The following is a 20,813-nucleotide window of genomic DNA, read 5'->3' as shown; positions in this document are numbered from 1 at the left end:
TGCTCATCTGGGGAGGGAGTGGTCATGGCCGACACAGCGATCCACGACGGCAGGCTGGTCATCGAGTTCACCGCGTGGGAGCGCGTGTTCACCTGGCGGCGGCGCGTCGAGGTGCCGCTCGGGGCGGTCCGCGAAGTGCGGCGGGAACGGCACCCGTTCCTCCGGCCGCACGGCGTGCGCGTCGTCGGCGCGGAAGTCGCGGGCACCGTGAAGTCCGGGATCTGGAGGGGCCGCGGGGGACGTCAGCTCGTGGCCGTCCGAGGCGGGATGACGGCGGTCTGGATCCGCACGGAGGGCCACGGCGAGTTCCTCGTGAGCCTGCCGGAGGACGTCATCGCGGCACTGGAGGCGGTGGTGTCGTGAGCCGGCCCGTCGGGACGTTCCTCGCGATCGCGTTCACCGTCCCGTGGCTGCTCTGGTTGCTGCGGCTGGGAACGGGCGTCGACGTCATCGCGCCGGGAGGGATGCTCGCGGCCGGGCTCGCGACGCTGGTCACCGTGCGCCGGTTCGGCCTGCGTGACACCGGTCTGCGCCGGCAACCGCCGTGGCAGGTCGCGGCGGCACTGGCCGCTGTCCTGGGGCTGGCCCTGCTCGCCGTGGTGATCGGCGGCGTGACCGGCGTGCTGCGGCTCGACCTGGCCGGTTTCTCCGGCCTGCACCAGGTCCACGGCGGTGGACCGGTCGGAGAGGTGCTGCTCACCGCGGTGGCGCGCAGCGGGCTGCTGTTCGGGCTGGTGCTGCCGCTGGCGTTCTGCGAGGAGTGGGGCTGGCGCGGTTTCCTGCTGCCGCGGCTGCTGCGGTTCGGCCGGTGGGGCGCGTTCGGCCTGAGCGGGCTCATCTGGGCCGTCTGGCACCTGCCCGGCTACACCGGGCGGGCCACCTGGCCCGCGTTCGTGCCGTTCGCCGTCTTCACGGTGCTGTTCGGCGCGCTGCTGGGTGAGCTGCGGCTGCGCACGGGCTCGGTGTGGGCCTGCGCGGTCGCGCACGCCGCGAACAACACGCTGGTGATCGGCCTGGTGAACGTCGCCTTCACCGACGCCGCCGAGCTGGCCGCGCCGGACCCGTGGTCGACGGGGCTGAGCGGCTGGCCGGGCTGGGTCGTGATGGCGGCCGTGATCGCGGTGCTCGCCGTGACCACCAGGCGGAAGGCACTCGCGGCATGACGCGCACCGCCCCGGCCGCGAGGAGCGGCCGGGGCGGTGGCGTGGTGCTGCCCTACAGGTAGGTGCCGGTGTTCGTGGCCGTGTCGATCGCGCGGCCCGACTCCTGGTTCTTCCCGGTGACGAGCGTGCGGATGTAGACGATCCGCTCGCCCTTCTTGCCCGAGATGCGTGCCCAGTCGTCCGGGTTCGTCGTGTTCGGCAGGTCCTCGTTCTCGGCGAACTCGTCGAGGATGGCGGCCTGCAGGTGCCGGACCGAGAGGCCGGGCTGCTTGGTGTCCAGCAGCGACTTGATCGCCGCCTTCTTCGCCCTGTCGACGATGTTCTGGATCATGGCGCCGGAGTTGAAGTCCCGGAAGTACAGGACCTCCTTGTCACCGTTGGCGTAGGTGACCTCCAGGAACCGGTTGTCCTCGGACTCCTCGTACATGCGCTCCACGGTGTGCTGCACCATGCCCTCGATGCAGGCCTTCGGGTCCCCGCCGAACTCGGCGAGGTCGTCGGCGTGCAGCGGGAGGTTGGGCGTCAGGTACTTGTTGAAGATGTCCTTCGCGCCCTCGGCGTCCGGCCGCTCGATCTTGATCTTCACGTCGAGCCGGCCCGGGCGGAGGATCGCCGGGTCGATCATGTCCTCGCGGTTGGAGGCGCCGATGACGATGACGTTCTCCAGGCCCTCGACGCCGTCGATCTCGGCGAGGAGCTGGGGCACGATCGTCGTCTCGACGTCGGACGAGACACCGGAGCCGCGGGTGCGGAAGATCGAGTCCATCTCGTCGAAGAACACGATCACCGGGGTGCCGTCGGACGCCTTCTCACGAGCCCGCTGGAAGATCAGGCGGATGTGCCGCTCGGTCTCACCGACGAACTTGTTGAGGAGCTCGGGACCCTTGATGTTGAGGAAGTAGGACTTGGCCTGCTTGTCGGTCTCGCCGCGGATCTCGCGCACCTTCTTGGCCAGGGAGTTCGCCACCGCCTTGGCGATGAGCGTCTTGCCGCAGCCGGGAGGGCCGTAGAGCAGCACGCCCTTGGGCGGGCGCAGCTCGTACTCGCGGAACAGGTCGGCGTGCAGGAAGGGCAGCTCCACGGCGTCGCGGATCTGCTCGATCTGCCGGGACAGGCCACCGATGTCGCTGTAGTCGATGTCCGGGACCTCCTCGAGCACGAGGTCCTCGACCTCGGCCTTGGGGACCCGCTCGTAGGCGAAACCCGCCTTCGAGTCGACCAGCAGCGAGTCGCCGGGCTTGAGCGGCGAGTCGAGCAGCGGCTGGGCAAGCCAGACCACCCTCTCCTCGTCCGCGTGACCGACGACCAGCGCGCGGGCGATGGTGTCCTCACCGTCCTCGGTGAGCACCTCCCGCAGCGCGCAGACCTCGCCCGACCGCTCGAAACCGCCCGCCTCGACGACCGTCAGCGCCTCGTTGAGGCGGACGGACTGGCCGTAGGCGATCTTCTCCGGCTCGACCGCCGGGGACACGGCGACCCGCATCCGGCGGCCGGACGTGAAGACGTCGACCGTTCCGTCGTCGTACCGCGCCATGAAGACGCCGTAACCGCTGGGCGGCTGGGCCAGCCGGTCGACCTCTTCACGCAGCGCGAGCAGCTGGCTTCGTGCTTCGCGGAGGGTGTCTATGAGCTTCGTGTTTCGCTCGGTCAGCTGGCTGACGCGTTCAGTCGCCTCAGCCAAGCGCTGCTCGAGCAACCGCGTGTGGCGCGGCGACTCGGTCAGCTTGCGGCGCAACGACGCGATCTCGTCCTCGAGGAACCTGATCTGCGCTGTCAGCTCGGCAGAATTGTTGCCCTGGTTCAGCTCGCCACCCTCATCGGGTTGGCTGCCGGGATGACCGTGCTGCATGTCGGCACCCTCCTCCCGTGTTCGTACCGATTACGGTACCGGCGATCACCGACAAAATGGGGTACTCACAACATCATCATCGTTGGCGCGCCGCAACGGCAAGACCTCCGGCGGCGGTCCACTGCTCCATCTCGGTGTCGGGTGGAACCACCCACCCGCTACGGTGCGTTCCAGAATCCACCACCGGCGTTTCGCTCCACGACACGCCGCCGACCTGCGAGAAGTCCGAGGAGGGCACCATGGGAGCACCGGGGCGCCCACCGGCGGCGCTACCGCGCGCGACCCCCTCGGACGACCGCGAGCACGGGCGGTGCGCCTCGCGGCCCGGCGACGGGCGGCGATCCGCCACTGTCCCACCAGGTGGACCACCGGTTGGTCCGTTCGGTGGTCACGCACCGCAACACCCCTCGCTCGCGCTCGCCGGAGCACCCGCTCGAGCGAGGCTCAGGTACGACCGGCCGGCGTGCGGCCAACCGGGTGGTCGTGCCGGGTCGTTCGGCCCACCACCCCGACAGCGCAGTGCATCGCACTCGATTCCCGGTGGAGTTGCCACAATCGTTATCAGACACGGCCTTCGCGTGACATGACGGCAACAGCACGAGGTGTGCGGGACCACTCGCGGGTGCCGATAGCCGCCAATCGCCCGCGAGCCGACCCGGCGACGCACCACAATGTCCAGCGAAAGACCACCTCATCCACTTCGGGGGAGTTCCGATGACCTACCCGCCGCAGCAGCCCGGTCCCCACGGGCAGCAGCCGCCGCCCGGCGGGCCGTACGGGCAGCAACCGGGTCAGGGCCAGCCGCAGCCCGGTTACGGCCAGCAGCCCGATCCGTACGGCCGGCAGCCCGGCCAGCCGGGCCCGTACGGTCAGCCGCAGCAGGACCCGTTCGGCCAGCAGGGCCCGCAGAGCGGCGGCTTCCCCCAGCCCGGCCACGGCCAGCAGCCTCCGGCCGGCCCGTACGGCCAGGCCCAGTACGGGCAGCCTCAGTACGGCCAGCCCCAGTACGGCCAGCCGCCGTACGGTCAGCCCGGTCCCGGCGGGTTCGGCGGTCCCCCGCCAGCGAAGAGCAAGACCGGCCTGATCATCGGCGTCGTCGCCGGTGTGCTGGTGCTCGTCGGCGGTGGCGTCACCGCCGCCGTCCTGCTCTCCGGCGACGGCGGCTCGGGTGGTGGTGACCAGGCCGCCGCGGTGAAGGAGGTCGCGGAGGAGTACTACGCCGTGAGCGCCGCCAAGAACGAGAGCAAGGCCAAGTCGCTGATGTGCGCCGAGGCCCTCGAAGAGGCCGAGGAGACGGAGAAGAGGCTGACGCCTGACCAGCGCAAGCTGGCCGAGGAGTTCAAGAAGATGCCCTCCCCGAAGGTGGACGTCAAGGACGTGAAGGTGTCCGGCGACACGGCGGACGTCGGGGTCTCCACCACCGTGGCGATGGGCACCGAGAGCAAGACCTACGACCTCACCGTGAAGTTCAAGAAGGAATCGGGCGACTGGAAGTTCTGCACGCTCGCGAAGGACCTCGTGCTGCCGGAAGTCAAGCTGCCGGACCTCAAGGTCCCGACGACCCGGTGATCGAGTTCCGGGAAGGGCCCCGTCCGCCGGACAGGGCCTTCGGTGACCGAACCACTCGCACAACAGATCAGATGACCACCATCGGGGGAATTCGATGACCTACCCGCCGCAGCAGCCAGGGCCTCACGGGCAGCAGCCGCCGCAGCAACCCGGCTACGGCCAGCAGCCCGATCCGTACGGCCAGCAGCCCGGCTTCGGGCAGCCGCCGGGTCACGGTCAGCAGCCGGGTCCGTACGGCCAGCAGCCGCAGAGCGGCGGCTTCCCGCAACCGGGGTACGGCCAGCCGGGCTACGGCCAGCAGGGGCCGCCCAGCGGCGGCTTCCCGCAGCAGGGCCCGCCCGGCTACGGCCAGCCCGGTCCGTACGGCCAGCAGCCGCCGTACGGCCAGCCCGGCGGGTACGGCGGCCCGCCCCCTCCGAAGAAGAGCAACACCGGCCTGATCATCGGCGTCGTCGCCGGTGTGCTGGTGCTGGTCGGCGGCGGTATCACGGCGGCCGTGCTGCTGTCCGGTGACGACCCGGCGACCACCAGCACGGCGTCGAGCTCCGAGGCCGGCTCGCAGCCGACGAACGGCAGCAGCAAGCCGACGGCGCCCTCGTCGAAGAGCTCGTCGAGCGGTGGTGACTCGGCGGCTGAGGAGGTCGCGGAGGAGTTCACCGAGATCGTGCTCAAGGGCGTCCGGGCGGGCAGCAGCGACCCGAACGACGTCAAGAGCCTCGTGTGCGCGGCGGAGTTCCCCAAGCTGAAGATGCAGTCCGGCAAGGCGCAGCCGACCGCGACGGCCACCGTGGCGAGCGTCAAGACCTCGGGCAGCAGCGGCACGTTCACGCAGAAGCTGACCGGGCTCGTCGACCCGGCCAACCCTGGCAAGACCACCTCCGGCAGCATCATCTACAAGCTGTCCAAGGAGGGCGGCGACTGGAAGGTCTGCGGCATCGACAAGATCGAGTCCAACTGACCTGGCACGAGGGGGCCCGCACTGCGCGCAGTGCGGGCCCCCTCGTCGTTGGTCCGGTCAGCCCTTGCTGGGGCGGCGCTGCGGCTTGGGCGCCGTCACGCCGTCCGCGAGCTTGCGCGTGGTCAGCAGGAACGCCGTGTGCGCGATCATCCGGTGTTCGGGCCGCACGGCGAGACCGACGACGTGCCACGGGCGGACGAGCGTCTCCCACGCGTGGGGCTCGGTCCAGCACGTCATCTCCCGCAGCGCCTCCGTGACCGTGGACAGCTGCGTGGTGGTGGCGACGTAGACGACCAGGACGCCGCCGGGGATGAGGTTCTTCGCGATCGTGGGGAGCACGTCCCACGGCGAGAGCATGTCGAGGATGACCCGGTCGACCTCGCCCTCGTGGTTCTTCACGTCGTCGACGGTGATCGACCAGTTGCCGGGGCGTTCGCCGAAGAACGTCTCGACGTTGCGGATCGCGTGCACCGCGTGGTCGTCGCGCACCTCGTAGGACTGGACGCTGCCCTTCTCGCCCACCGCGCGCAGCAGCGAGCACGACAACGCGCCGGAGCCGGCGCCGGCCTCCAGAACGCGCGCGCCCGGGAAGATGTCGCCGTACATGACGATCTGCGCGGCGTCCTTCGGGTAGATCACCTGCGCGCCCCGCGGCATGGACAGCACGTAGTCCGGCAGCAGCGGGCGCAGCGCCAGGAAGTTCGTGCCGCCCACCGACGCCACGACCGATCCCTCCGGCTGCCCGATCAGCAGGTCGTGCGGGATGGCGCCGCGGTGGGTGTGGTACTCCTTGCCGGGCTCGAGGACAACGGTGTAGTGCCGTCCCTTGGGGTCGGTCAGCTGAACCCGGTCGCCCGGTTGGAACGGTCCACTCGCGCTAATCACCGCGCAATGGTGTCAAACGCCCTTCTCAATGGCCGCACGCAGGTCCTCCCTGCGCAGCACGCCCGCCGGACGCCCCTCCATGTCGACGACGAGGAACTGCCACGCGGCGGTGCCCCGGACGCGTTCCACGATCTCCTCGCCGGGCTCGTCGGCGAGCAGCACGGTCTCGGGCAGGATCGGCTCGGCGGCCTGTTCCGCGGGCGCGAAGGGACTCGCCGCAGCGAGCTTGCGCGCCAGCTCGGTGTCGAGCAGCCCCGCCGCCACCCCGTCGGCCCTGACCAGCACCACGCCCCGGCCGGCGGCGGTGCTCAGCGCGTCCCTGACGGGGCTTTCGGCCGGGAGCTGGAGCACCGGGAGGATGAGGTCGTCGAGCGTGACGCCCACGGGCCAGGTCCGGCGGCGTTCGCTGGTGAGCTCGCTCCTCGCGCCGGCGACCACGACCCACGCCGTCAACGCACACACGCCGAAGCGCAGCCAACGGTCCTCCGCGCCCTCCGCGATGCCGTAGAGCGCCCACACCACCAACGCGCCGGCCACGACGAAGCCACCGACAACGGCGACACGCGTGCCCACCGCCCGTTGCCCCGTGGCGGCCCACACGCCCGCCCTGACGATCCGTCCGCCGTCCAGCGGCAGGCCGGGCAACAGGTTGAAGACGGCGACGGCGACGTTCGCGGCGGCGATCTGGAAGACCAGGACCCACACGACGTCGCCCGGCGTCATCACGAGGGCGCCGATGCCGAAGAAGACCGCCAGCACCACGGACACCGCCGGGCCCGCGCCCGCGACGACGCCTTCGTGGCTGGGCCTGCCGGGTGTCCGCATGATCTCGGACACCCCGCCCAGCAGGTACAGCCGCAGTCTTCTGACCGGCAGGCCGAGCCGGAGCGCCGCGAGGCAGTGGCCGAGCTCGTGCGCGAGCACGCTCAGACCCAGGAAGACCGCGAACAGCGCGGCGAGGAGCAGGCCGACGCCCGGAGGCGTGCCGGGCGCGAGGTCGTCGACGAGCGGCGCGTAGAAGGCCACCACGATCGCCGACCCGATCCACCACGACGGCGCGAGCACGACCGGGATGCCCGCCACCCGGAAGAGCAGCAGGCCGCCCTCTCGTTCGCTGGTCCGCGCGGCCACGCAAGCACTGTAGAGCGGGTGGTGTGATCTCGCGGTCTGGTGGGTGGCCACGGAATTGTCGGACCCCTGTCCTAGGGTGCGAAGCATGAGCACCACGTTGCGCAGGCCCGCGCTGTCGCCGTCCCGGGCGGGGGACTTCAAGCAGTGCCCGCTGCTGTACCGCTTCCGCGCGGTGGACCGGCTGCCGGAGAGGCCGACGAAGGCGCAGGTGCGCGGCACGGTGGTGCACGCGGTGCTGGAGGACCTGTTCGCGCTGCCCGCCGCCGAGCGCGTGCCGGACCGGGCCCGGTCGATGATCACGCCGGCCTGGGAGCGCGTGAAGGCCGAGCGGCCGGAGTTCGCCACGCTGTTCGAGGTTCCCGGCGGCGAGGAGGAGGCCGAGTGGCTGGCGTCGGCCACCAAGCTGCTCGACGGCTACTTCGGCCTGGAGGACCCGCGCCGCCTGGAGCCGGAGTCGCGGGAGCTGCTGGTCGAGTCCGAGCTGCCGTCCGGCGTCCTGCTGCGCGGCTACATCGACCGCGTGGACGTGGCCCCGACGGGCGAGATCCGCGTCGTGGACTACAAGACCGGCGCCGCGCCCCGCGAGATCGGCGAGGCGAAGGCGCTGTTCCAGATGAAGTTCTACGCGCTGGTGCTGTGGAAGCTGCGCGGCGTGGTCCCCCGCCAGCTGCGCCTGATGTACCTGGCCGACCGCCAGGCCCTGGCCTACACGCCGGACGAGGCGGAGCTGGCCCGCTTCGAACGCACCCTGGACGCGATCTGGCAGGCCATCATGCGGGCCGCCCCGACCGGCGACTTCCGCCCCAATCCCAGCCGCCTGTGCGACTACTGCGACCACAAGGCCTTCTGCCCCGCGTTCGACGGCACCCCGCCGCCCTACCCCGGCTGGCCGGAGCCCGACGACACCGAGGCGCTGCGGGACCGCGACTGATGACTGCCTTCTACCTGCCGCTGGGCGACGGCGCGTTCCGCTCCACCGAGCACACCGTCGGCCCGTGGGGCCCGGACAGCCAGCACCTGGGCCCGCCGTCGGCGCTGCTGGTCCGCTCCCTGCTGGGCGTGGACCGCGCCGAGACCTCGCTGGCGCGCGTGACGTTCGACGTGCTCGGCCCGGTGCCGGTGGCCGACCTGACGGTGTCCACGTCGGTGGAACGCCAGGGCCGTTCCGTGGAACTGGTGGCAGCTTCCTTGTCCCACAACGGCCGTGCCGTGCTGACAGCGCGTGCGTGGCGCATCGTCGGCGCGGACACCGCGGCCGTGGCGGGCGGCACCGGCGAGGTCCTCGCTCCCCCGCGTTCCGCCTCGCCCATGGAGATCCCGGAGGGCTGGAGCGGCGGCTACCTGGCCGCCGTCGAGTGGCTTTCCCTGTCCGGCGGCATCTTCACGCCGGGCGACGCCAAGGTGTGGGCCCGTCCGCGCGTGGCCGTCGTCGAGGGCTTCGAGCCGACACCGCTGGAACGCCTCTTCTCGGTGGTCGACTCGGCCAGCGGCGTCTCGTCCCGCGTGGACATCCGCAAGTGGTACGCCATCAACACCGACCTGACCGTCCACCTGCACCGGCAGCCCGTCGGCGAGTGGGTCGGGATGGACGCGCGGACGACCATCGGGCCGGACGGTGTGGGGGTGGCCACCAGCGTGGTGCACGACGTGCAGGGGCCGGTGGGCACGACGGCGCAGGCGTTGTTCGTGCGCGAACGCGGCTAGCCGCACCCCTCACCGCAGTGTTCGTGCGACGCGGACAGCCCGACCGGTGCCGTTGCCCGGCGCGCGAACCAGGCCGAGCACGGGCTCACGCGTCGAGGTCGGACGGTGCGGGGGTGGCCACCAACGGGGTACACGACGTGCAGGGGCCGGTCGGCACGACGGCACAGGCGCAGTTCGTGCGCGAACGCGGCTAACCGCACCCTCGCCGCAGCCACTCGGCCGATGCGCCGACGGTCTGACCGGGTGCCATTGCCCGGCGCGCGAACCAGGCCGACGATAGGCTCACTCGCCGAGGTCGAGCGCGACCAGCACCGCGCGAACGACCATCGGCCGAATGGTGTGGGTGGCCACCAGCGTGGTACACGACGTGCAGGGGCCGGTCGGCACGACGGCACAGGCGCTGTTCGTACGCGAACGCGGCTAGCCACACCCCTCACCGCCTGGGGCAGGGCGCCGTTCCCTCCCACCACCCCGGTCGACGCGGGACGGCCCGACCAGGCGCCGTTACCCGGCCCGCCAACCAGGCCAAGCACGGGCTCACTCACCGAGATCGAGCGCCCCCATCAGCGCGCGGACACACAGGTCGCGCAGCTCCATGCGGTCGAAACCCTGACGCCCCAACCACTCCACGCACATCACCCGCACGAACTCCAGCCACGCCAGCACCGCCGCGGCAGCGAGCGGACCGTCCACCCCGGCCACGTCGAGCAGCCGTCGCTGCAGGGCGGCGAACCCGCCCGTGATCACCGCGCGCACCACCGGGTCGCCCGCCAGGACGCGGTTCGCGGCCAGCACCAGGTTGCGGTTGGCCTCGAAGTAGTCGAAGTGCGCGTCGAGGGCCACGGCGATCTGCTCGGCGGGCGTGCCGTCGCCGAGGTCCTCGACCTCGGTCAGCAGCTGGTCGGTGGCGTGCTGGTGCACGGCGGCGAAGAGGTCGCGTTTGCTGGAGAAGTGCCGGTACAGCAACGCCCGGGAGATGCCGGCGCGCGAGGCGACCTCCTCCATCGCCACCTCGTCGTAGGGCTTCGACGCGAACAGGGACGCGCCGACGCCGACGAGCTGCGAGCGGCGTGCTTCCGGGGTCAGCCTCACGACCGGGAGCTTAGTTGACACGTGTCCACCTGTCGGAGTAGACACGTGTCAACCAAGGGGGCACGGAGATGGCCAAGACGTTGCGAGCGCTCGCCTGGACGATGGGTGTGGCGTGCGTGCTGATCGGGGCGTACCACGTCGTGCTGGGCGTCGCGTCCGTGCCGGGCGCGGAGGACGCCGGGGCGACGGTCGACAGCCGCGAGCGCTTCTACAACGCGATCTTCCTCGGCTACGGGCTGGCCTGGATTTGGGCGGCCCGGCAGAGGCCGGTCCCGGCCACCGCCGTCCGGTGGCTGGCCGGCGTGTTCGCGCTGTCGGCGGCCGGGCGGGTGCTGTCGCTCGCGGTGCACGGGCAGCCGCACTGGTTCCAGCTCCCGCTGATCGCGCTCGAGGTGGTGCTGCCGCCGGTGTTCTTCTGGCTGGCCGCGGCCGACGAGAAACGCGTGGCGTCAGCCGGACTGTGAACCGGACCCTCGTGCGGCAGCCGCCGGTCCTCGCCGTCCCGTCAGACCACGGACGAGGAGGTGCTCAGAGCGCTGGAGTAGTGCTCCACCACCGGGAACGGCGAGTAGAACCGGTGCAGCAGCGCGGACCAGCGCTCGTAGGAGGGTCCCTGCCGGAAGCCGACGGTGTGCGCCTGCACCGACTCCCACCGCACCAGCAGCAGGTACCGCGACGGCGCCTCCACGCACCGCAGCAGTTCGAGGCCGAGGAAGCCCGGCGAGGCGGAGATCAGCTCCCGCGCCTCGCCGAACGCCCACTCGAACTCGTCCTCACTACCCGGCAGCACGTCCAGGACGGCGTGTTCCAGGATCACAGGCGGCAGAACCGGATGTCCGAGGCCAGCACGGCCTTGGCGCCGATCGCGGCCAGCTCGTCCATCACCCTGTTCGCTTCCTTGCGGGACACCATCGCCCGCACGGCCACCCAGTTGTCGTCCGCCAGCGGCGCCACCGTCGGCGACTCCAGGCCCGGGGTCAGGGCGACGGCCTCGGTCAGCAGCGACCGCGGGCAGTCGTAGTCGAGCATCAGGTACTGCTGGGCGAACACGACGCCCTGCAGGCGGGCCGCCAGCTGCTTCTTCGCCGCGGTCAGCTCGGACGAGGCGCGGTGCACCAGGACCGCCTCCGACTCGCAGATCGGCTCGCCGAACGCCACCAGGTCGTGCTGGCGCAGCGTGCGGCCGGAGCCCACGACGTCGGCGATCAGGTCGGCCACGCCGAGCTGGATCGAGATCTCGACGGCGCCGTCGAGCCTGATCACCTGCGCGTTGATGCCGCGGGCCTTGAGGTCGCGGCCCACCAGCCTCGGGTACGCCGTGGCGAGGCGCTTGCCCTCCAGGTCCTCGACCTTCCAGTCGGTGCCGCGCGGGCCCGCGTAGCGGAAAGTCGACGAGCCGAAGCCCAGTGCCAGCAGCTCCTCGACCGAGGAGCCGTTGTCGTCGGCGCCGGAGTCGGCGGCGAGGTCCCGGCCGGTGATGCCCAGGTCCAGGTCGCCGGACGCCACGTAGATGGCGATGTCCTTGGGACGCAGGAAGAAGAACTCCACGTCGTTGTTCGGGTCGAGCACGGTCAGGTCGCGCGGCTCGTGCCGCTGCCGGTAGCCGGCCTCGGTCAGCATGGCGGAGGCGCGTTCGGCGAGCGCGCCCTTGTTCGGGACTGCTACGCGCAGCATGTGGAAGTCTCCGTCAGAGGTACTTGTAAACGTCTTCGAGGGTCAGGCCGCGGCCCAGCATGAGCACCTGGAGGCGGTACAGCAGCTGCGAGATCTCTTCGGCGAGCTTCTCGTCGGACTCGTACTCGGCGGCGATCCAGACCTCGCCCGCCTCCTCCAGGACCTTCTTGCCCTGCGCATGGACGCCGGCCTCGAGCGCTGCGACGGTGCCGGATCCCTCCGGCTTGGTGGCGGCTCGTTCGGTCAGCTCGGCGAACAGGGAGTCGAAGGTCTTCACGACACGACATCCTCCCATCTCCCCGCCCGCCGTCCACACCGCGGTCGGGTCAGTCCCACGCCCTGGACGTGATCTGTCCTGCATGGACACCCAGTAGCGTGAACTTCATGTCCGAGTTCGCCGAGGTGCTCGACTCGCTGCGCCGGGTGCGCGGCATCAACCCGTTCTTCGCGCTCGACGTGGGCCGTCCGGACGACACGTGGCTGCCCGGGACGGCGCTGCTGACCGGCCCCGCCCTCAAGACCACGATCGACGCCATCGCGGTCCGGTACCGGGCGGAGGAACCGCGCGTCGCCGCGAGCCTGTTCTTCCTCAGCTACACCGCCCGGCTGCTCAGCCCCCTCACGGCCGTGCACAAGCCGATCGACGTGCGCCCGGAGAACCTGTGGTGGCGCCACGACCCCGCGAACGGCCTGAGCGTCCGCATCGACGAGCCGCGGCTGGGCCCGCCGGCCGTGCAGGCGCTCGAACCGGTGGTGGCGGCGATCCAGGCCGTCACGCCGGTGGCACGCGGGTTGTTGTGGGGCAACGCGATGTCGAACATCGCGGGCGCGCTGAAAATGGTTGTGCGCGCACGGATGCTCACCGCCGAAGAAGCACGGGAACGCGGCGAACAGCTGATGAGCGCACCTCCGTTCGAGGGAGCGGGGGAATTCGTCAGCTTCCCGGGCGAGGTCGGGTTCGTGCGCAGGAGCTGTTGTCTCTACTACCGCGTCGCCGCTGGTGGGAAGTGCGGGGACTGTCCACTCGTGAAGTGAGGAACACGACAACTCTTATGGCCGGTTGTGCCTGAGCCGCCGCCCAACTTACGGTGCATCCGCCGCAGTGACGGGAAGCCGGTGTGAATCCGGCGCGGTCCTCGCCACTGTGACCGGGAAGCGATCCCCGCCGAGCACGTCACTGGTCCCGCGAGGGGCTGGGAAGACGCGGGGGCAGCGGTGATCCGGGAGTCAGGAGACCGGCTGCGGCGCCGCAAGGAGAGTTGACCTTCCACGAGGTATGGAGGAGCCCGTCATGACGAGCCCCGCAGCAAGCCTGTCCGCCGTCCGCGTGCCCAAATGGGCCTTCGCCGTGTCACTGCTCGGCCTGATCGTCACCTACCTGGTCCTGCAGGAGAACGGCCTCGCGCTCGGTGCGAGCTCGGAGCTGCTGCACGAGTTCTTCCACGACGGGCGGCACGCGCTCGGCGTCCCGTGCCACTGATCCGGCCTCCCGGTCGAGCACATGACGACGTACTCCTCCCTCGCGCTGCGAGGGCTGGCGGCGGGCGGCATCGCGGGTGCCGCCTCCGCGCTGGTCCAGCTCCTGGTCACCGAGATCCCCCTCCGCGCCGCGCTGGCGGTCGAACAGGCACGGGAACCCGCCGGTGACGGCCACGCGCACTCGCACGGCGAGGAAGAGGTGGTCAGTCGCGGCGTCCAGGTCGTGGGCGGCATGCTCGGCGTGGTGATCGTCGGTCTCGCGGTGGGCCTGGTGTTCGCCACGGCCTACGCGCTGTCGAAGCGCTGGTTCACCGAGCGCACGCCGTTCAGCCGCAGCTTCGCGTTGGGTGCCGCGGTGTTCGGTGCCGTGGCCCTGCTGCCGTGGCTCAAGTACCCGGCCAACCCGCCCGCCGTGGGCGACCCGGAGACGGTGGACCACCGGACGGCGCTCTACCTGGGAGTGGTGGTGGCCGGCCTCGCGATCGTGTGGGGCGCGAGCCTGCTCGCCGATCGGCTGCGCGCGCAGTCGCAGCCGGTGCGGGTCACCGGAGTGCTCCTCGCGGTGGTCGCGGCCGTCGCGGTGGTGCTGATGGCGTTCCCCGCGCCGCCGGACACGATCCCCGCGGACGTGCCGGTGGCCGTGCTGTGGCAGTTCCGCCTCAGCTCGCTGGCCCAGCTCGCCACGCTCTACGTCGGTCTCGGCGTGGTGTTCGGCCTGCTGGTCGACCCGGCCACGCGCCGGGCCCGGGCCGGACGCGTGGCCGGTAGCCCGGCTTAAAGCGCTTTCAGCACGTCGAGGTCGACGCCGGCGAGGGAGTCGCGGAAGATCCGCCGCTCCCCCGGCGGCACCTCCACGTCACACGGCACGACCAGCACGGTGCACCCGGCCGCGACCGCCGCCGCGACACCGGTCGGCGAGTCCTCGACCGCCACGCACCGGGCCGCGTCCACGCCCAGCAGGCGAGCGGCCTTCAGGTACGGCTCGGGCAGCGGCTTGTTCAGGCCGTCCACCTCGTCGCCGCACACCGTCACGTCGAACAGGTCACGCCCGATCGTGTCCAAGGCGACCTCGGTGAGCCCGCGTTCGGTGGACGTCACCAACGCCATCGGCACGCCCGACGCGCGCACCGCCTTAAGGGCCTCCTGGGCTCCGGGACGCCACGGCAGGCCGGCCCGGAAGACCTCCTCGGTGCGGCGCAGGATCCACGCGGCGCCGTCGGCCATGTCGGCCTCGGTGGGTTCGATGCCGACGTCGCCGAACAGCAGGCGCATCGTCGTGGGCACGTTGCTGCCGACCATGCGTTCGCGTGTCTCCTGCGACAGGACGCCGCCGAGCTTCTCGGCGTACTCGAAGAGCGGGATGTCCCACAGCTTCTCGGAGTCCAGCAGCGTCCCGTCCATGTCCCACAGGACAGCTTGCAGGTCAGACATTGAAGTACTTCGCCTCCGGGTGGTGCGCCACGAAGGCGTCGGTGGACTGTTCGGGGTGCAGCTGGAGCTCCTCGGACAGGGAGACGCCGATGCGTGCCGGGTCGAGCAGGTCGACGATGCGCCTGCGGTCTTCCATCTCGGGGCAGGCACCGTAGCCGAACGAGTACCGCGCGCCGCGGTAGCCGAGCTTGAAGTACTCCTCGACGTCGGCGGGGTCCTCCTGGGCGACCGATCCGCCCGTGGGCCACACGAGCTCCTCGCGGACCCGCTTGTGCCAGTACTCGGCCAGCGCTTCGGTGAGCTGGACCCCCAGTCCGTGGACTTCCAGGTACTCACGATACGCGTTCTTGGCGAACAGCTCGTTGGCGTAGTCGGCGATCGGCTGACCCATGGTGACGAGGTGGAACGCGACCACGTCGACCTCACCGGACTCCCGCGACCGCCAGAAGTCGGCCAGGCAGAGGCGCCGATCCCTTTTCTGGCGCGGAAAACTGAACCGGAAGCGCTCGGGCGAGTCGACCGAAGGCTCCTCCAGGACGATCAGGTCGTTGCCTTCGGACACGCACGGGAAGTAGCCGTAGACGACGGCGGCGTGGGCAAGAACACCTTCCGTGGCAAGGCGTTCCATCCAGTAGCGCAGGCGCGGGCGACCCTCGGTCTCCACCAGCTCCTCGTAGGTCGGGCCACCGCCGCGCGAGCCCTTCAGCCCCCACTGGCCCATGAACGTGGCCCGCTCGTCCAGCAACGCCGAGTAGTCCGCGACCGGGATGCCCTTCACCACCCGGCTGCCCCAGAACGGCGGCGTCGGAACCGGGTTGTCCGCGGCCACGTCGGACCGGCCGGTGCCGGCTTCCTCTTCTCCCGCAGCGGCTTTGCGGGCCGCGGCGATGCGCAGCGAACGTTCGCGGCGTGCCTTGCGCTCGGCGGCCTTGGCCTGCGCCTCCGGGTCCACCTGGGGTGCCTCGCCGCGCTTGGCGGCCATGATCGCGTCCATCAGGCGCAGGCCCTCGAAGGCGTCGCGGGCGTAGCGGACGTCACCGAAGTACATCTCGGTCAGGTCGTTCTCGACGTAGGCACGGGTCAGCGCCGCGCCGCCCAGCAGCACGGGCCACCGCGCGGCCACGCCCCTGGAGTTCATCTCCTCCAGGTTCTCCTTCATGATCACGGTCGACTTCACCAGCAGGCCGGACATGCCGATCGCGTCCGCGCGGTGCTCCTCCGCGGCCTCCAGGATCGCGTTGATCGGCTGCTTGATGCCGATGTTCACGACCTCGTAGCCGTTGTTGGACAGGATGATGTCGACGAGGTTCTTGCCGATGTCGTGGACGTCGCCCTTGACGGTGGCGAGCACGATGCGGCCCTTGCCGCCGTCCTCGGAGCGCTCCATGTGCGGTTCGAGGTGCGCGACGGCGGACTTCATCACCTCGGCGGACTGCAGCACGAACGGGAGCTGCATCTGACCGGAGCCGAAGAGCTCGCCGACGGTCTTCATGCCCGCGAGCAGCGTGTCGTTGATGATCTGCAACGCCGGGCGCTCGTCCAGGGCGGCGTCCAGGTCGGCTTCCAGGCCGTTGCGCTCGCCGTCGACGATCCGGCGCTCCAGGCGTTCGAACAGCGGCAGCGCGGCCAGCTCCTGCGCGCGGGTGGCGCTGGTCGACTTCGTGGTGACGCCCTCGAACAGCTCCATGAGCTTCTGCAGCGGGTCGTACCCCTCGCGGCGGCGGTCGTAGACCAGGTCCAGCGCCACCGCGCGCTGCTCGTCGGGGATGCGGGCCATCGGCACGATCTTGGACGCGTGCACGATCGCGGTGTCGAGGCCCGCCTGCACGCACTCGTGCAGGAATACCGAGTTCAGCACCTGGCGCGCGGCCGGGTTGAGTCCGAAGGAGACGTTCGACAGGCCCAGGGTGGTCTGCACGTCCGGGTACCGGCGCTTGAGCTCGCGGATCGCCTCGATCGTCTCGACGGCGTCGCGGCGGACCTCCTCCTGGCCGGTGGAGATCGGGAACGTCAGGCAGTCGACGATGATGTCGTTGACCCGCATGCCCCAGTTCGTGGTCAGGTCCTCGATCAGCCGGGTGGCGACGCGGACCTTCCAGTCCCTGGTGCGGGCCTGGCCCTCCTCGTCGATGCACAGCGCCACGACCGCCGCGCCGTGCTCGGAGACCAGCCGCATGATCTTCTGGAACCGGCTGTCCGGGCCGTCGCCGTCCTCGTAGTTGACCGAGTTGACGGCGCACCGGCCGCCGAGGCACTCCAGACCGGCCTGCAGCACGGCCGGCTCGGTCGAGTCGAGCATGATCGGCAACGTGGACGCGGTGGCCAGCCGGGACGCCAGCGCGCGCATGTCCGCCTCGCCGTCGCGGCCGACGTAGTCGACGCAGAGGTCGATCAGGTGGGCGCCCTCGCGCGTCTGGTCGCGCGCGATCTCGATGCAGTCCTCCCACTTCTCGGCCAGCATCGCCTCGCGGAACGCCTTGGAGCCGTTGGCGTTCGTGCGCTCGCCGATCATCAGCACCGAGGCGTCCTGCTTGAACGGGACAGCCTGGTACAAAGAGGACACACCTGGCTCGGGGCGCGGCCGGCGGGCGGACGGGCCGAGGTCCTTCACCGCCTCGGCGACCTGGCGCAGGTGCTCGGCCGTCGTGCCGCAGCAGCCGCCGACGAGCCGCGCGCCGAACTCCTGCACGAACCCGGCCAGCGCCTGGGCGAGCTCCTCCGGCGACAGCGGGTAGACCGCGCCGTCCGGTCCCAGCTCGGGCAGGCCGGCGTTCGGCATCACCGACAACGGGACGCGGGCGTGCTTGGACAGCGTCCGCAGGTGCTCGCTCATCTCGGCGGGACCGGTGGCGCAGTTCAGCCCGATGAGGTCGATGCCCAGCGGTTCCAGCGCCGTGAGCGCCGCGCCGATCTCCGAGCCGAGCAGCATCGTGCCGGTCGTCTCGACGGTCACCTGGGCGATGATCGGGACGACCCGGCCCTCCGCCGCCATCGCGCGCTTGGCGCCGATGATCGACGCCTTGGTCTGCAGCAGGTCCTGCGAGGTCTCGACGATGATCGCGTCCACCCCGCCGACCAGCAGCCCCTTGCACTGCTCCTGGTAGGCGTCGCGCAACGTGGCGAACGGGGCGTGGCCGAGCGTCGGCAGCTTCGTGCCGGGACCGACGCTGCCCAGCACGAACCGCGGCCGGTCGGGCGTGCTGAACTCGTCCGCGGCCTCCCTGGCCAGTGCGGCGCCGCGCTCGGACAGGTGGAAGATCTGGTCCGGGATGTCGTACTCGGCCAGGTTCGCGAGGTTCGCCCCGAACGTGTTCGTCTCCACGGCGTCGACCCCGGCTTCGAGATAGCCGCGGTGCACGGACTTCACGACGTCCGGCCGGGTGACGTTCAAGATCTCGTTGCAGCCCTCCAGACCGTTGAAGTCGTCGAGGGAAAGGTCTGCGGCCTGGAGCATGGTGCCCATGGCGCCGTCGGCGACAACGACGCGGTTTACCAGCGCTTCCAGGAACGGCGACTCTCCGCGATCAGGCATGGGCCAAGCCTACGATGACTTGGTTGAGGAAGGCCGTAGTCTTGCGCCGTGAACGATCCGTCCCAGGAAGCCCCGGCCCCCTCGAACCCGCGCACACCGCTCACGAGTCCGATCATGGTCTGCGCGTTCGAAGGGTGGAACGACGCCGGCGACGCCGCGAGCACCGCCATCGAGCACCTGCAACTCACCTGGGACGCCACCCCTCTCGCCGAGATCGACCCGGACGACTACTACGACTTCCAGGTGACGCGGCCCACGGTGCGCATGGTGGACGGTGTCACCCGCAGGGTCGACTGGCCGACGACGCGGCTCTCGGTGTGCAGGCCTCCCGGCTCCTCCGTGGACGTGGTCCTCGTGCACGGCATCGAGCCGAACATGCGGTGGCGCAAGTTCGCCGCCGAGCTGCTCGGGCACATCGACGCCCTCGGGGTGACGACCGTCGTGACGCTGGGCGCTCTGCTGATGGACACGCCCCACACCCGGCCCGTGCCGGTCACCGGCACCGCCTACGACCCGGACGCCGCCACGAAGTTCGGTCTGGAGCACTCGAAGTACGAGGGCCCGACCGGCATCGTCGGCGTGTTCCAGGACGCGTGCGTGCAGGCGGGCATCCCGGCGATCTCCTTCTGGGCCGCCGTGCCGCACTACGTCTCGCAGCCGCCCTCCCCCAAGGCGACCTTGGCGCTGCTGCACCGGGTGGAGGAGGTCCTCGACATCGAGGTCCCGCTCGGCGCGCTGCCCGAACAGGCCGAGGAGTGGGAACGCACCGTCAGCGAGATGGCCGACGAGGACGAGGACGTGCGCAACTACGTGCGCGCGCTGGAGGAACGCGGTGACGCGGCCATCCAGATCACCGAGGCCTCCGGCGACGACATCGCGGCGGAGTTCGAGCGGTACCTGCGGCGGCGCGGGCGCGGGCCCGGCTGGCCGTCGACCGGTCCGCGCTGACGCTGCCAGACGAATCCCCGTGGGCCGAGGCCCGCGGGGATTTTTCGGTTCCGGGTGTGACAGGTCCGTCCCGGCCGGACAGGTAGGAGGTGCAAGGGCCACCGACGAGAGGACGAGATGAGCGGCAACGCCCTGGAAGAGAGGTTTCGGGACCTCCACCGCAGGACCTATCCGGACCTGCTGCGGTTCGTCGAGCGACGGGTACCGCCCGCCGAGGCCGAGGACGTCGTCTCGGTCGTCTACCTGACCGCGTGGCGGCGGCTGCGCGACGTGCCGGACGACGCCAGGCCGTGGTTGTTCGGCGTCGCGCGCAAGGCGATGGCGAACCAGACCCGAGGTCTGCTGCGCAGGCAGGCGCTCGACGTGCGGATCGCCGAGGCGCTGGACCACCTGGTGCCGGACGGGTCGGCCGAGGTCGCCGCACGGATCGACCTCGTGCGCGCCTGGCGGACCTTGAGCGCCGCGGACCGCGAGGTGCTGGCGCTGGTGGCGTTCGACGGGTTGACCGCCGACCAGGCCGCCACGGTGCTGGGCTGCCGGCGCACGACCTTCGCGATGCGGCTCAACCGGGCCAGGAAACGACTCGACGAGACCCTCAGCCCCGCCCAGACCACCGCGCCGACAGGAGCACGAGCGTGAACACCATGGAGAACCTGCGCGACCTGGACCCCAGCAAGGGCCGCGAGCCCAGCCACGTGGAGTGGGTCAGGTCCACCGCGCACGTCGAACGCCTGATCGCCGGCACCCACGACCCCGTCCGCCGTCCGGTCTGGCGCCGTCCCGTGACGCTCGGGCTCGCCGGCACCGCGCTCGCGGCGGCCATGATCGCCGGGATCAGCCTGGTGCCGGGTGCCACCGACGAGGCCTTCGCGAGGTGGACCGCCACCCCCGGCCAGCCGGGGAACGAGCAGGTGCTCCCCCAGGCGAACGCCTGCGCCGAGTCCTGGCAGGCGGGCGCGCCGGCGGCGGCGGATGTCGTGCTCGCCGAGACCCGCGGCATCGCTACCATCCTGATCATGAAGAAGGGCGCCGGCCTCGCCGAGTGCATGGTCGTCGGGGACGACGTGTTCAACTACCAGGGCCTCACCGACGGGCCGGTCGCACCGCTCGACGCCACCAGGGTCAAGACCGAGACCTGGAGCTCCAGCGGTGACGGCGACGAGGTGTACTCCCGCGTCGTCGGTCGGATGGGCGCGGGCGTGACGCGTGTGGAGATCCACCTGCGCGACGGCCGAGTGATCACCGCGGGCACCGGTTCCGGCTGGTGGACGGCCTGGTGGCCGGGTCCGGAAGGGGGCCTGGCCGACGGCAGCATGAAGGTCGTCGTGCACACCGCCACCGGTAGCACCACCCACGACCCCGGTGATCTCCGCTAAACAACTTAGCTCCAGCAACCAT

22 protein-coding genes and 1 riboswitch are annotated in these 20,813 nt (G+C 70.9%); of the genes, 13 read left to right on the top strand and 9 right to left on the bottom strand.

Annotation, left to right across the window (positions count from 1 at the left end):
* The first annotated feature begins 24 nt into the window (after positions 1 to 24).
* Together BMW88_RS42140 and BMW88_RS26685 are read left to right on the top strand one after the other, a co-directional pair.
* Complete coding sequence (locus tag BMW88_RS42140) at positions 25 to 363, top strand: hypothetical protein (protein WP_177221351.1); 339 nt, start codon at positions 25 to 27, stop codon at positions 361 to 363.
* Positions 360 to 1,163, top strand: coding sequence for a CPBP family intramembrane glutamic endopeptidase (locus tag BMW88_RS26685; RefSeq protein ID WP_089955401.1), 804 nt, complete (start codon positions 360 to 362; stop codon positions 1,161 to 1,163). Before BMW88_RS42140 ends, BMW88_RS26685 begins: the two co-directional genes overlap by 4 nt.
* 52 nt (positions 1,164 to 1,215) lie before the next feature.
* Here the strand turns inward: BMW88_RS26685 and arc are convergent, their stop codons facing one another.
* Complete coding sequence (gene arc, locus BMW88_RS26680; RefSeq protein ID WP_089955399.1) at positions 1,216 to 3,012, bottom strand: proteasome ATPase; 1,797 nt, start codon at positions 3,010 to 3,012, stop codon at positions 1,216 to 1,218.
* 714 nt (positions 3,013 to 3,726) lie between these two features.
* Between arc and BMW88_RS26675 the strand changes: the two genes are divergently transcribed.
* Positions 3,727 to 4,581, top strand: a complete 855-nt coding sequence (locus BMW88_RS26675; RefSeq protein ID WP_089955396.1) for an Rv0361 family membrane protein — start codon at positions 3,727 to 3,729, stop codon at positions 4,579 to 4,581.
* Between the two features lie 94 nt (positions 4,582 to 4,675).
* Entirely contained in the window at positions 4,676 to 5,539 is an 864-nt protein-coding gene (locus BMW88_RS26670) for a hypothetical protein (RefSeq protein ID WP_089955394.1), read from the top strand.
* 57 nt (positions 5,540 to 5,596) lie between these two features.
* Here BMW88_RS26670 and BMW88_RS26665 read toward each other — a convergent pair whose 3' ends face one another.
* Positions 5,597 to 6,421 (bottom strand): tRNA (adenine-N1)-methyltransferase, encoded by an 825-nt coding sequence (locus BMW88_RS26665; protein WP_089955715.1) that lies wholly within the window; start codon positions 6,419 to 6,421, stop codon positions 5,597 to 5,599.
* Between the two features lie 15 nt (positions 6,422 to 6,436).
* Positions 6,437 to 7,555 carry a site-2 protease family protein gene (locus tag BMW88_RS26660; RefSeq protein ID WP_089955391.1) on the bottom strand — a complete coding sequence of 373 codons (1,119 nt, stop codon included), beginning with the start codon at positions 7,553 to 7,555 and terminating at the stop codon, positions 6,437 to 6,439.
* Between the two features lie 85 nt (positions 7,556 to 7,640).
* On the opposite strand from BMW88_RS26660, the gene BMW88_RS26655 reads away from it, so the two are divergent.
* Positions 7,641 to 8,486, top strand: a complete 846-nt coding sequence (locus BMW88_RS26655) for a RecB family exonuclease (RefSeq protein ID WP_089955388.1) — start codon at positions 7,641 to 7,643, stop codon at positions 8,484 to 8,486.
* The gene (locus BMW88_RS26650; protein ID WP_089955387.1) at positions 8,486 to 9,259 is read left to right on the top strand and encodes a thioesterase family protein; all 774 of its coding nucleotides are present in this window, start codon (positions 8,486 to 8,488) and stop codon (positions 9,257 to 9,259) included. Before BMW88_RS26655 ends, BMW88_RS26650 begins: the two co-directional genes overlap by 1 nt.
* Before the next feature lie 537 nt (positions 9,260 to 9,796).
* Here the strand turns inward: BMW88_RS26650 and BMW88_RS26645 are convergent.
* Entirely contained in the window at positions 9,797 to 10,372 is a 576-nt protein-coding gene (locus tag BMW88_RS26645; RefSeq protein ID WP_089955385.1) for a TetR/AcrR family transcriptional regulator, read from the bottom strand.
* A gap of 47 nt (positions 10,373 to 10,419) precedes the next feature.
* Here BMW88_RS26645 and BMW88_RS26640 point away from each other — a divergent pair, with 47 nt between their 5' ends.
* The gene (locus BMW88_RS26640; RefSeq protein ID WP_089955383.1) at positions 10,420 to 10,815 is read left to right on the top strand and encodes a DUF4345 domain-containing protein; all 396 of its coding nucleotides are present in this window, start codon (positions 10,420 to 10,422) and stop codon (positions 10,813 to 10,815) included.
* A gap of 41 nt (positions 10,816 to 10,856) precedes the next feature.
* Here BMW88_RS26640 and BMW88_RS26635 read toward each other — a convergent pair whose 3' ends face one another.
* Genes BMW88_RS26635 through BMW88_RS26625 form a run of 3 tightly spaced genes read right to left on the bottom strand, consistent with a single transcriptional unit; the run spans position 10,857 to position 12,302 of the window.
* A complete protein-coding gene (locus BMW88_RS26635; protein WP_089955381.1) occupies positions 10,857 to 11,168 on the bottom strand; it encodes an antibiotic biosynthesis monooxygenase family protein in 312 nt (103 codons plus the stop codon).
* On the bottom strand, positions 11,165 to 12,025 hold the full coding sequence (gene hisG / locus BMW88_RS26630; protein ID WP_089955379.1) for an ATP phosphoribosyltransferase: 861 nt from the start codon (positions 12,023 to 12,025) through the stop codon (positions 11,165 to 11,167). Before hisG ends, BMW88_RS26635 begins: the two co-directional genes overlap by 4 nt.
* Before the next feature lie 13 nt (positions 12,026 to 12,038).
* Positions 12,039 to 12,302, bottom strand: a complete 264-nt coding sequence (locus tag BMW88_RS26625) for a phosphoribosyl-ATP diphosphatase (RefSeq protein WP_089955376.1) — start codon at positions 12,300 to 12,302, stop codon at positions 12,039 to 12,041.
* A gap of 107 nt (positions 12,303 to 12,409) precedes the next feature.
* On the opposite strand from BMW88_RS26625, the gene BMW88_RS26620 reads away from it, so the two are divergent.
* The 3 genes from BMW88_RS26620 (at position 12,410) to BMW88_RS26610 (ending at position 14,282) form a co-directional block, all read left to right on the top strand.
* Entirely contained in the window at positions 12,410 to 13,060 is a 651-nt protein-coding gene (locus tag BMW88_RS26620; RefSeq protein ID WP_089955712.1) for a (2Fe-2S)-binding protein, read from the top strand.
* Positions 13,061 to 13,108: 48 nt separating this feature from the next.
* Positions 13,109 to 13,283, top strand: a riboswitch (cobalamin riboswitch).
* 33 nt (positions 13,284 to 13,316) lie between these two features.
* Positions 13,317 to 13,505 carry a CbtB domain-containing protein gene (locus BMW88_RS26615; protein WP_089955709.1) on the top strand — a complete coding sequence of 63 codons (189 nt, stop codon included), beginning with the start codon at positions 13,317 to 13,319 and terminating at the stop codon, positions 13,503 to 13,505.
* Positions 13,506 to 13,526: 21 nt separating this feature from the next.
* Positions 13,527 to 14,282: a CbtA family protein gene (locus BMW88_RS26610; protein WP_089955374.1), complete on the top strand. Its 756-nt coding sequence runs from the start codon at positions 13,527 to 13,529 to the stop codon at positions 14,280 to 14,282.
* On the opposite strand, the gene BMW88_RS26605 is transcribed toward BMW88_RS26610, so the two are convergent.
* On the bottom strand, positions 14,279 to 14,935 hold the full coding sequence (locus tag BMW88_RS26605; protein WP_089955371.1) for an HAD family hydrolase: 657 nt from the start codon (positions 14,933 to 14,935) through the stop codon (positions 14,279 to 14,281). The two genes, BMW88_RS26610 and BMW88_RS26605, sit on opposite strands and share 4 nt — an antisense overlap.
* Positions 14,928 to 18,467, bottom strand: a complete 3,540-nt coding sequence (metH, locus tag BMW88_RS26600) for a methionine synthase (RefSeq protein WP_089955369.1) — start codon at positions 18,465 to 18,467, stop codon at positions 14,928 to 14,930. The genes BMW88_RS26605 and metH overlap by 8 nt, the downstream gene beginning before the upstream one ends.
* A gap of 48 nt (positions 18,468 to 18,515) precedes the next feature.
* On the opposite strand from metH, the gene BMW88_RS26595 reads away from it, so the two are divergent.
* The 3 genes from BMW88_RS26595 (at position 18,516) to BMW88_RS26585 (ending at position 20,791) form a co-directional block, all read left to right on the top strand.
* Positions 18,516 to 19,415: a PAC2 family protein gene (locus BMW88_RS26595; RefSeq protein ID WP_089955367.1), complete on the top strand. Its 900-nt coding sequence runs from the start codon at positions 18,516 to 18,518 to the stop codon at positions 19,413 to 19,415.
* A gap of 117 nt (positions 19,416 to 19,532) precedes the next feature.
* Entirely contained in the window at positions 19,533 to 20,054 is a 522-nt protein-coding gene (locus BMW88_RS26590) for an RNA polymerase sigma factor (protein WP_089955365.1), read from the top strand.
* A complete protein-coding gene (locus BMW88_RS26585; RefSeq protein ID WP_089955363.1) occupies positions 20,051 to 20,791 on the top strand; it encodes a hypothetical protein in 741 nt (246 codons plus the stop codon). The genes BMW88_RS26590 and BMW88_RS26585 overlap by 4 nt, the downstream gene beginning before the upstream one ends.
* The last annotated feature ends 22 nt before the right edge of the window (positions 20,792 to 20,813 follow it).

Source organism: Lentzea xinjiangensis (genome assembly GCF_900110955.1).
Classification (GTDB): Bacteria; Actinomycetota; Actinomycetes; order Mycobacteriales; family Pseudonocardiaceae; genus Lentzea; species Lentzea xinjiangensis.
This window is presented reverse-complemented; position numbering and strand designations above follow the sequence as displayed.